This window comes from Siphonobacter sp. (genome assembly GCF_048595215.1).
Classification (GTDB): domain Bacteria; phylum Bacteroidota; class Bacteroidia; order Cytophagales; family Spirosomataceae; genus Siphonobacter.
Map to the genome: position 1 here is coordinate 1 of NZ_JBMDWJ010000355.1, position 10,777 is coordinate 10,777.

The following is a 10,777-nucleotide window of genomic DNA, read 5'->3' on the forward strand; positions in this document are numbered from 1 at the left end:
GGGGAACAACACGTCCATGGCCCGTACCGTGGGTCCTTTGTCTTCGGGACGATCCACTTCCTGCTTCATGTAGAAGGCCTTGATCGCCCGGGGATAATGCGTCAGGATTACCGGTTTTTTGAAATGTTTTTCGACCAGATAACGCTCGTGCTCGCTTTGCAGGTCGATGCCCCATTCCACCGGATACTGGAATTTCTTCTCCTTATGTGGTTTTGACTGAAGCAGGATCTCGATAGCCTGCGTATAGGTCAGACGCTCGAAATCGTTATCGATCACAAACTGGAGTTTTTCCAGCAAGGGCATCGGGCTACGTTCGTTCTGGGGTTTGTTTTTCTCTTCTTCCAGTAAGCGTTTTTCCAGAAAAGCCAGATCTTCGACACAGTTATCGAGGGCGTACTTGATGACGTACTGAACGAAATCTTCCGCCAGATCCATGTTATCGTACAGATCGAAGAAGGCCATTTCGGGCTCAATCATCCAGAACTCCGCCAGGTGACGTGTCGTGTTGGAGTTTTCGGCCCGGAAGGTTGGTCCAAACGTATAAATTTTACCCAGAGCCAGAGCGGCCAGCTCGCCTTCCAATTGACCGGATACCGTCAGATTGGTCTCTTTGCCGAAGAAATCTTCTTTATAGTTGATCGAACCGTCCTCGTTCAGGGGCGGATTCTTGGGGTCAAGCGTTGATACGCGGAACATTTCACCGGCACCTTCGGCGTCAGAACCCGTAATGATGGGGGAGTTCCAGTAGAAAAATCCGTTATCGCTAAAAAACTTATGTACCGCAAAGGCCAGGGCATGACGCACGCGGAATACCGCCGAAAACGTATTAGTACGGGGCCGTAAATGAGCAATTTCCCGCAAAAATTCCAGCGAGTGACGTTTGGGTTGCAGCGGGTACGCGTCCGGATCAGCGGTACCGTATACCTCGATGGACGTGGCTTTCAATTCTACCGTCTGGCCCGCTCCCTGCGAATCAACGAGAATACCCGTAGCAGCAATGGCGGCACCCGTGGTTACGAGTTTAAGAATATCTTCCGGAATCACGCCCGCCTCCGCTACGACCTGCAGGTTATTAATGGTCGAGCCGTCGTTCAGAGCAATAAAATTGACATTCTTGCTTTCCCGTTTGGTGCGTACCCATCCCTGAACCGTAAGCGTTTGTTCCACAAAACCGTGGTGACGGAGGTAATCTTTAATTTGATATTTCATGATAAACTACGATGAGTGACGGCAGAACCGTCGATAGAATAGATTCGCGAAATTAGCTACTTCCGCGTACTCGCCGAAAAAAAATCCGGTACACAGCCAACCTTTCTGCGAAACTGGATCTCTTTTGTGCAGAAAATGCCCGTATGGACCACCTTCCTGACCTGATTCAAGCCTGTCTCCAGCACGATCGCATCGCCCAGCGGAAGTTGTACGATCGGTATAAGAAACCTATGTACTCGCTGGCGTACCGCATGACGGGCGACTTTGATACAGCTCAGGATGTGTTACAGGAAGCGTTCATCGACATGTTCCGGCACCTGTCGGATTTCAGGGGAGAAGCAACCTTTGGCCGCTGGCTAAAAACGATTGTCATTCGAAAAGCCTATCGCCACTTGGAAAGTCGCAAACTGTGGAGTACGGAATTTCCGGAAGAATTAGTAGCCGATACGGGGTACGCAGGCGTTGAGGCCGCTCACCTCGAAAAGGCTCTGCTGAGTTTACCGGAAGGTTGCCGAACCGTGTTTCTGATGATTGAAGTGGAGGGGTACTCGCATCGCGAAGTAGCGGAGATTCTGGGCGTGACGGAAGGAACTTCCAAATCACAACTACACGCGGCGAAGCAGAAATTACGGAAACTATTACAATCACCCGCCTTACTCAGTTAAACGTATGGAATGGCCGGTATTACCCGAATACGAACCCGATGAACGGGTCTGGCATGAAATTGAAAGTCGGCTCGACTACCAGCGGCAGTTACCCGAGTACGAGCCTGCCGAATTCTTATGGGAGCGTATAGAGCCTGCGTTACCGGGGAAAACGCGTCGCATGGGCTGGCAAATCGCCTCATTGGCTGCCGGGATACTACTGATTTTGGGCGTAAGCCTCTGGTACCAGCCTCAGGAAACCCCCATTGCTGTACAAAGTGAATCGGCTCAGTGGATCGACTCGAAAAATACCAGTCTGGATCAACAGCAGAACCGGCTGGAAACGCTGTGCGAAGTACAACAAGTTACTTGTCAGCAGCCCGAAATTCAGATGATTCGTACGGAACTAACGGAATTAAAACAAGCCAGCGAGCGATTGCACGAGCAGGCGGGTCTGTACCACAATGATCCGCAGGTGGTGGCCTGGGAAACCCAACTGGACGAAAAGCGGGCCGAATTACTCAAACGCCTGGCCGAACTGATTTAATGCTATGAAATTAAGGCGATTACTAGGATTGATCGGACTCCTGGCTTGGCATGCTCAGGGGCAGACCACGCTTCAGGTAGCGACCCGAACGATTGAACAGCATTACGAATCCATTCGAAATCTGACGATTACGGGCGAACGGGCCGATATTGACATTCGGGTTTGGGACAAGGAAACGATTCAAATCAACGTAAACCTTTCGGCTCGGCACCCCGACCGGGCGGTGGCTCGTAAGGAACTCGAATCGCTTCAGTTTACGGGTGAAAAGTCCGGGAAGCGACTGTTTTTGAGAAACTTCCTGATTGCACCGGCTTCCGGTAAACTGACTTCTTCGTTCAAAACCAGTATGGTCATCTGGCTACCTGCAAGGTGTCCGCTGGTGGTGAAACAAAATTTTGGTTCACTCAAAGTTACAGGATTACAGGCTGATTTTCAGGCTAGTACGGAGTTCTCCAAAATAAGTCTGAAAGCGATGCGGGGAGACGTACAACTGGAAAGCCACTACGGTGATCTGGAAGCCAGTAATCTGTCGGGGAAAGTCAGACTGAATACGGAGTATACCAATCTGAAACTAAGTGATGTCGAGGGAAGCTGCACCCTTCGTTCGCAGGGTGGAGAAGCCGAAATACGGGCCGATCGGCAATTGGTAAAACTCGAAGTGAAAGCCCAGAAAACGAACATTCGCTTACTGAATCTGGAACATACGCCCTTTACCTATCAGCTGCAGGCTGAGTACGGTGAGATTGAATTACCCCGCTCGTCGAGCTTTACCTGGCAAACGAATACCCCTACGCTGCGAAAGGTCGTTCTACACGCTCCTAAAGGCGGACTTATCGACATCCAAACGACTTTCGCAACCATCAGCCTCCGTTAATTACGATGAAGAAACGTTTACTAACCCTTCTATGGCTTGCCGTTACCCACGTTTTGTTTGCTCAGGATAGTACACAGATCGCGTACACCGTAGACATTGATACTGCTTCCGCACCTAAGCTCAGGCTTTTGGATACGTACGGCGATGTTTTCCAGACGCAGGTTCCGGCTCGCGGCATACTCAAGATTATTGTTCCCTTAGGTACGGCCAAAACGGCCTTGGACCCCCAGATGATCATTCCCAGGGGCATCCATGATCATTTCAAGGAAAGAATAGGGTTAGTAAGAATCGGATATGAGCGAAAACTAGCACCCAATTGGTCAATCAATGTTGAAGCAGCCATTCCCCAGGGGATTGGAGGTTATAGGCTGGGCTCAGCTCGATTCATGCTTCAGCCTCGTTGGTATTATCGCATGAACGAGCGTATCCGAACGGGAAAGAGCGTGAACAATGTGTCGGAGAACTACATGGGGCTTTCGCTGGAATCTACCTTTCTCTTTAAAATTGAACCTTACTACGGACATTCGCAGGCAACAGGATACAGCAATCAGGACATAGCTCTAGTGTACGGACTTCAGCGACGCTTCAAAAAGCGGGGACTTGTTGATTTTTCGCTTCGGGGCGGAATCAGCATCAATCGAATTCGCGATCCTTTCACTTTAAGTTCTATCAACGCTAGACCTATGACCTGGTTTGTGGACACCAGAACGCTGATTGGGCTGGGCTTTACGAAATTCTCACAGCCTTCTTCTTCCCAGTGCGAAATTTTGCATTGTTTCGAACCCGTTCGCTCCTTATGGAAGCTGGATCTGAATAATCCTATTCGCCTGTCCAATGAGGGCAGTTTCGTACGGACAACGATGGCTTACGAACGGAAGCTTGGCGAAAGCCCTTTTTCCATTCAGGCCGAAGTAGGGGCCTATGGGCGTACGTTTCGCTATCACCTGCCTTCTTCCCAACCCTTACTAACGCAGGGAAGCGGGGCGAACGACAAACAGTTTCAGGCAAACCTGGCCCTGGAAAGTCGTTACTACTATAACCTAAACAAGCGAATCCGGCGAGGGAGGCAGTCGGATAACCTATCCGGTAATTTCTTCACGATAGGTATGCAGCGGGAGCATTGGCTGGGACGCGTCCGCAACTACGGAGAAGGAATAGAGAAGGGCGTAGCAGTGGAATGGAATCAAAGCTCCACGTATAATCAACATTTTACAGACGCTTATCTGGCCTGGGGTCTGCAACGACGGCTATTTACCAATGGCTTTCTGGAACTGAAAACCGGGTTGAAAGTACCGCTGACCACTTACGCATCCAATCAGGAAAGGTACGTATCTACGACGTCAGGGTGTGCACTAGAGCGAGTGGAAACGAATCATCGAGTGTACGCTCAACGTCAGAAGATGGCTCCCGGAAGCCTACACTTCTTCTTCGATCTGAAAATCGGTCTGGCCTGGGCCAAACGCAAGTAAATCATTCCGCTTCTATCTAACCTTTCGCCGCTGTTATGAAAAAGCTTCTACTCCTCTTATTACTGCTAGGAACGTGTATAGGCTTGCTTTTTGCTCAGGATTCTACGCAAACCGTTCAGTTTACCACGGAAATGGATACGGTAGGAAGCACGAAGAAGCGACTTCTGGATACCTACGGGGACGTTTTTCAGACGCAGGTACCCGTCCGGAGCGTATTCAAAATCATGGTACCGGTTGATTTGCTGCGTACGCTGAATGGAGCCCAGATGAGTATTCCCCGGCAAAACGGACAAAGCGTGGTTCAACAGTTATCCGATGTGGTGCGGGTAGGTTATGAACAAAAACTTAGTACAGCCTGGTCGATCAATGCCGAAGCAGCCTTGACCTGGAATAGTACCGGAGGCGTTTCGTACGTTCGGGGTGAACGTGGTGGCTTGTACTCAACCCTCTATCCACTCAATTTGCGGGTACTGCTACAACCTCGCTGGTATTATCGCATGAATCGACGCATCCGGGAAGGAAAAAGCGTAAATAACGTTTCAGATAACTACCTGGGACTGTCCCTGGAACGCCGGATACCGATTCGAACCGAGTCTCCGATTAGTCCCTATGCCTCCCGTCCTTCGCATACGCAGGAAGTGGCTCTGGTGTATGGTTTGCAGCGACGGTTTGGTAAACGTGGATTCGCTGATTTTACCATTCGGGCTGGGGTAGCGTCCAATCAACTGTACAGTCGCTATTTACGGGCCAGTAGCTGGGAACCCTTCATTGAAACCCGTTCGCTAGTAGGCTTTGCCTTTGCGGGCCAGTCGCAGGCGATTTCCTCCCGTTGTGAACTGTTTCACTGCTTTGAACCCATTCGTTCCATCTGGAAAGTGGATTTAAATAACCCCATTCGCTGGTCGCCCCAGGCTGGTCACCTGCGTACGACGGTTGCGTATGAGCATAAACTCGGAGCCTCGCCCTTTTCCGTACAAGGAGAATGGAATGTTTACGGAAAATACCAGCAAAGCGAACGTACCTACGGTGCAGATTACCCGTATGCCTTTCGCGATCATCTGTTACAGGGCGGCATTGCTTTGGAGTCCCGATACTATTATAATTTGAAATCCCGTATCAACCGGGGCAAACAATCCGATAATCTATCTGGAAATTTTGTGACGCTGGGCATTTCAAGTGAACGCTTGGGCAATCGAATTGAACAACGGGAGGGGAGTTTACGGGCGGGCGAAAAAAGAGTCTGGAGTAATCACCACATTCGACAGACTTTGAGTGATGGGTACCTGGCCTGGGGTACGCAACGACGTTTGTTTTCCAATGGTTTTTTTGAGCTGAAAGCTGGTGTTCGTTTGCCCCTTTCTACTTACGCCCACAATACCTACCAGGAAAAACGCTGGTATCAATCCGGGGAACAGGAAGAAGTAAGTCGTCATTCGAACGAGGTGTACCATGGGAGGGCTTACTCGATTCGTTCGACCGCCTACGGCTTCGTGGATCTCAAAGTTGGTCTGGCCTGGGCCAAACGCAAGTAAAATTGTAAGAATAGGATTAAATTCTCAGGAACGGGCGGGCTTGCGGGGGCTTGTCTTTTGGTGAAGGCTTGTTCGGTACTTACTTTTGTTGGTATTGATCATCACTAGCTCTTAACCAATTTTGAAGACAGGTCTGGCCCGCTTTCTATCGTTTGTACTGCATCCGCTACTCATTCCGACCGTATTGTGTGGAATCCTCTTTTATACGGCACCCTTCACGGTCGCCAATCTGGAAAGTTTTAATGGGCAGGAAACCATCGATTTTTTCGGCGTAAAACTCAGTTTCAGGTTCGGTCTGTTGCTACTGGTGTTTTTCTTTACGTTCCTGATTCCCGGGTATTTGCTGTACGTCTTATATCGGTTACGAGTGATTCGTAGCCTGACGATGGAACGGCTCGAAGATCGCCGAGGCCCGTACTTGGTTATTGTTCTGCTGTATACGCTCTTTTCCTTTGCTTCCTTGCGGTACCTGGTTTTGCTACCTCAACTCACGGTGGTGATGGCCAGTATCACGTTTTCCGTGTCCTGTGTATCATTCATCAGTCTATACTGGCAAATTTCCGCTCATGCTACCGGAATGGGTGGAGTCATAGGGGGACTGATTGCCCTGACGGCTCGTTTCGGTACGACCTCTTTACTGGCCCCGCTGGTCGTATTTATTCTATTGACGGGCTTGGTAATGAGTGCTCGTCTGCAGCTCAATGCTCATACGCCAAGGCAGATCCTAGCGGGCTTAGTGCTGGGAGCGGTCATCTGTGGAACTACTTTCTATACCTTCTGGCAACTCGATCTGGTCTAAAAGCAAAAAGCCATCCCCGATCAAAAGGATGGCTACAATGCCGGTCATAAAGCACAGGCGTGCTTTAACGTGCAAACTATTGTTGCTCGCTTTCCTGCATCTTCTGGCGGTAAGCTGCCTTGATGACTTGGTGACGGCGAGTGATTGACGGCTTCGTAAACGCCATACGTGAACGGAGCTCACGCATTACGCCCGTTTTCTCGAATTTCTTCTTGAAACGTTTGAGGGCCTTGTCAATGCTTTCGTTTTCTTTAACTTGAACGATAATCATGTGTGTTATTCGGCAATTTGAAAGGTTCAACTCCAAAACAGGATTGCAAATATACGGTTCTATTTTATATTTTCAAGACTTTATTGGCAACTTTGGCGAACAATTGCGATTCGGAAAAGTATATCTTTCGAATTGTTGTATGATCTGTCTCGTCCAACAGGCTCCTTTTCTAGAGCTTACCGCTTTTTATCATGACTCGTCTTGCCATTATTGATCTGGGTACCAATACCTTTCAACTGCTGATTGCCGAAACGCAGGTAGCCGGTTTTACTGTTTTACATGACTCCAGCATGCCCGCCAAAATTGGTGAAGGTGGTATCTCCGAGGGAAAAATTACCGAAGCCGCAATGGATCGGGCCGTGGGGGTACTGCGGGAGTTTCGTCAAATTACTAACCAGTACGACATCGCTCCCGAAAAGATCGTAGCCCTGGGTACCAGTGCCGTTCGCAATGCCGCTAATCAGGAAGAATTTTGCGAACGCATTCTGAATGCTACGGGCATTACCGTAACCATCGTACCGGGTGAAGAGGAAGCCAGTCTGATTTATGAAGGCGTAAAGGCCGGTACCGTACTGAGCGAGCAAACTTCCCTCATTGTAGATATTGGCGGCGGCAGCGTCGAGTTTATCCTTTGTAACGCCAAAAAAGTTTTCTGGAAACAGAGCTTTGAAATCGGTGGACAGCGGCTAATGGACCGTTTTCAGCAAGCCGATCCCATTCTGCCCGATTCAATCAGTAAACTTTATGAATACCTCGAGCAACAGTTAGTACCCCTGACCAACGCGGTGCATCAGTACGAACCGAAGGAAATTATCGGTTCGGCGGGGACGTTCGAAACGCTGATTGATATAGAATCCATGCGGAGTACGGGTCATTGGCCGGACCCGGAACAGGTAAGTTTTGAGTTGCCCATGGCTTCATTCATCGACTCGTACGAAAAATTTCTGACGCTTGATCGGGAAGCTCGTTTGCAAATTCCTGGAATGAAAGAATACCGCGTAGACATGATTGTAGTCGCGTCCTGTCTGATTGCTTTTCTTTTACGCAAATACCAACTGAAGCAAATTCGCGTTTCGCTGTACGCCATGAAAGAGGGCATGTTGTCGCGAATGAGCCAGGGGCAGTAAGCATTCGTTAAAAAAACTGAATGCGGTACGAATCGACCGCGATTTGCGTATCTTTCTTAGACAGGGTGGGTCTTCCAAAGCAAACACAAACCGGGTTTGACAGGAAATACCCCTTGAATCTCCCAAACCTTGAACGGATTGAAGGATTATTTTCAGGATGAAAAGACGACGTATGATTAAGGGTTTAGCAGCCATGCCGCTGTGGTTCATTACGGATAGACAGGATCCCGTCAAACGGTATCCGGTGGAGAAAACGGAAGCAGAGTGGAAGCGTCTATTAACCCCAGAGCAATATTTTGTAACCCGCCAGAAAGGTACGGAACGAGCCTTCTCGGGGAAGTACTGGAACAACCGAGAGAAAGGTACCTACCTCTGCGTATGCTGCGGGGCCGAGCTCTTTAAAACCGACGCTCAGTTTGATACTGGAAGCGGTTGGCCCACGTTTTCCCGGGGCATAAATCCGCGTAACCTGGAAGAGAGCACCGATACCAGTTATGGACTGGTACGTAAAGGCATCGCCTGTAGTCGTTGCGGAGCTCACCTGGGCCATTTGACTAACGACGGTCCAGCTCCGGGAAAGTCTAAATACACCATTAATTCAGCAGCATTATCCTTCGAAAAGGGTAGATAATGGTAGGAACCGGTTCCGCTAGGGGCCGGTCTTTTTGTACTAATTCTAGATCAAACGTTAGAATTTAATTATAGCCATTATTGGTAAAATCGAAAGATAATTTGGTATACGTTTTGAATTATTACAGGATATTTGTTATGTTTCCCATTCTGTAGATGAATACTACTAAAGCCAGTCTTTTTTCCTGCGTTTAAAAATATTGATTAACACTTATGCAGTTTTCTTACGATGACTACCAGACCGAAGGTTTCTATGATGAAATGTTCGACGCCCAAGGGAATGTGCGGCTAGGGTACGACGCCTTCAAACAACGCAGTGAACAGCTCAGTATGGAAGAAATGACGCGTCGTCATCAGGCCGCTGAGCGGGCTCTGATGGCGATGGGCATTACCTTCAACGTCTACTCCGAAAATGAAGGAACGGAGCGGATTATGCCCGTAGACATCATTCCCCGGATCATTCCGAGTAAGGATTGGGATAAGCTCGAAAAAGGCCTTATTCAGCGGATCAAGGCGATCAATCTGTTTATCGACGACGTTTATAATGAGCAGCGAATCCTGAATGATGGCGTAGTGCCCCGGGATTTGATTGAATCTTCCAAGAGCTTTCTTAAAGCCTGTATTGGACTAAAACCACCCAAAGGAATCTGGTGCCACATCACGGGTACCGATCTTATTAAAGGGGACGATGGCGAGTACATGGTGCTGGAAGACAATCTTCGTTGTCCCTCGGGTGTATCGTACATGCTCGAAAACCGGGAATTACTCAAACAAACCTTTCCGGAAGTATTTGCTCGTACCGATGTGCGGCCCGTATCCGATTACCCGAGCCGTCTGTTGCAGATGCTGCAACATATTTCCGGTCGTCCCGATCCGACGGTATGCGTTCTGACACCCGGTATCTACAATTCGGCGTACTTTGAACATTCGTACCTGGCCCAGCAAATGGGGGTGGAGCTGGTGGATGCCCGCGACTTGGTCGTACACGATGGGTACGTGAAAATGCGAACGACCAAGGGCTTTCAGGTGGTCGATGTCATTTATCGTCGTATCGATGATACCTTCCTGGATCCTCATGCGTTCAATCCGGATTCGCTGATTGGCATTCCGGGCATTTTCGATGTGTACAAGAAAGGTCGCGTAGCCCTGGCCAATGCTCCGGGCACGGGCGTCGCCGACGATAAAGTGATTTACGCCTACGTACCTAGGATTATCAAGTACTATCTTGATGAAGAACCTATTATTCCGAACGTGCGTACCTACATCTGCCGGGAGGAAGAAGACCGCAAGTACGTGCTGGAAAACATTGAGCAACTCGTGGTGAAAGAAGCCAACGAAGCGGGTGGATACGGGATGCTAATCGGGCCTAAGGCAACGAAGGAGGAACACGAACTATTCCGGCAGAAAATTCTGGATAATCCGCGTAATTACATTGCTCAGCCCACTATTTCGCTTTCGCGGGTACCTTGTTTGATTGAGGGAGCCATTGAGGGTCGCCACGTCGATTTACGCCCGTACATTCTTTACGGCGACGAAATCAATGTAATTCCCGGCGGACTAACGCGAGTAGCTCTTAATAAAGGGTCGCTGGTGGTAAATTCCTCGCAGGGGGGCGGCAGTAAGGATACGTGGGTGATGTGGTAAAACAATTTCAAGTACGATACACCAGTGGTTT

General features: G+C 49.2%; 11 protein-coding genes. 9 read left to right on the forward strand and 2 right to left on the reverse strand.

Annotated features, from left to right (window positions below):
- Nucleotides 1-1,209 (reverse strand): asparagine--tRNA ligase (gene asnS, locus ACOJTG_RS22040; RefSeq protein WP_420155779.1); only part of this gene is annotated, 1,209 nt, incomplete at its 3' end.
- A 143-nt stretch (nucleotides 1,210-1,352) separates the two neighbouring features.
- Here asnS and ACOJTG_RS22045 point away from each other — a divergent pair.
- The 6 genes from ACOJTG_RS22045 to ACOJTG_RS22070 all read left to right on the forward strand — a co-directional run bounded on the left by ACOJTG_RS22045 (nucleotide 1,353) and on the right by ACOJTG_RS22070 (nucleotide 7,074).
- Nucleotides 1,353-1,874, forward strand: coding sequence for an RNA polymerase sigma factor (locus ACOJTG_RS22045; RefSeq protein WP_420155780.1), 522 nt, complete (start codon nucleotides 1,353-1,355; stop codon nucleotides 1,872-1,874).
- 4 nt (nucleotides 1,875-1,878) lie between these two features.
- A complete protein-coding gene (locus ACOJTG_RS22050; RefSeq protein ID WP_420155781.1) occupies nucleotides 1,879-2,400 on the forward strand; it encodes a hypothetical protein in 522 nt (173 codons plus the stop codon).
- Nucleotides 2,401-2,404: 4 nt separating this feature from the next.
- Nucleotides 2,405-3,274, forward strand: coding sequence for a DUF4097 family beta strand repeat-containing protein (locus ACOJTG_RS22055; RefSeq protein WP_420155782.1), 870 nt, complete (start codon nucleotides 2,405-2,407; stop codon nucleotides 3,272-3,274).
- Between the two features lie 5 nt (nucleotides 3,275-3,279).
- Entirely contained in the window at nucleotides 3,280-4,743 is a 1,464-nt protein-coding gene (locus tag ACOJTG_RS22060) for a hypothetical protein (RefSeq protein WP_420155783.1), read from the forward strand.
- A 35-nt stretch (nucleotides 4,744-4,778) separates the two neighbouring features.
- Nucleotides 4,779-6,275 (forward strand): hypothetical protein, encoded by a 1,497-nt coding sequence (locus tag ACOJTG_RS22065; protein WP_420155784.1) that lies wholly within the window; start codon nucleotides 4,779-4,781, stop codon nucleotides 6,273-6,275.
- 121 nt (nucleotides 6,276-6,396) lie between these two features.
- Complete coding sequence (locus ACOJTG_RS22070; protein WP_420155785.1) at nucleotides 6,397-7,074, forward strand: phosphatase PAP2 family protein; 678 nt, start codon at nucleotides 6,397-6,399, stop codon at nucleotides 7,072-7,074.
- A gap of 76 nt (nucleotides 7,075-7,150) precedes the next feature.
- Here ACOJTG_RS22070 and rpsU read toward each other — a convergent pair whose 3' ends face one another.
- Entirely contained in the window at nucleotides 7,151-7,345 is a 195-nt protein-coding gene (rpsU, locus tag ACOJTG_RS22075; protein ID WP_094811467.1) for a 30S ribosomal protein S21, read from the reverse strand.
- A 191-nt stretch (nucleotides 7,346-7,536) separates the two neighbouring features.
- Here rpsU and ACOJTG_RS22080 point away from each other — a divergent pair, with 191 nt between their 5' ends.
- From ACOJTG_RS22080 to ACOJTG_RS22090, 3 genes are all read left to right on the forward strand, one after another.
- Nucleotides 7,537-8,472 (forward strand): phosphatase, encoded by a 936-nt coding sequence (locus ACOJTG_RS22080; RefSeq protein WP_420155786.1) that lies wholly within the window; start codon nucleotides 7,537-7,539, stop codon nucleotides 8,470-8,472.
- A gap of 157 nt (nucleotides 8,473-8,629) precedes the next feature.
- Nucleotides 8,630-9,103, forward strand: coding sequence for a peptide-methionine (R)-S-oxide reductase MsrB (gene msrB / locus ACOJTG_RS22085; protein ID WP_420155787.1), 474 nt, complete (start codon nucleotides 8,630-8,632; stop codon nucleotides 9,101-9,103).
- Between the two features lie 212 nt (nucleotides 9,104-9,315).
- Entirely contained in the window at nucleotides 9,316-10,746 is a 1,431-nt protein-coding gene (locus tag ACOJTG_RS22090) for a circularly permuted type 2 ATP-grasp protein (RefSeq protein ID WP_420155788.1), read from the forward strand.
- Nucleotides 10,747-10,777: the final 31 nt, after the last annotated feature.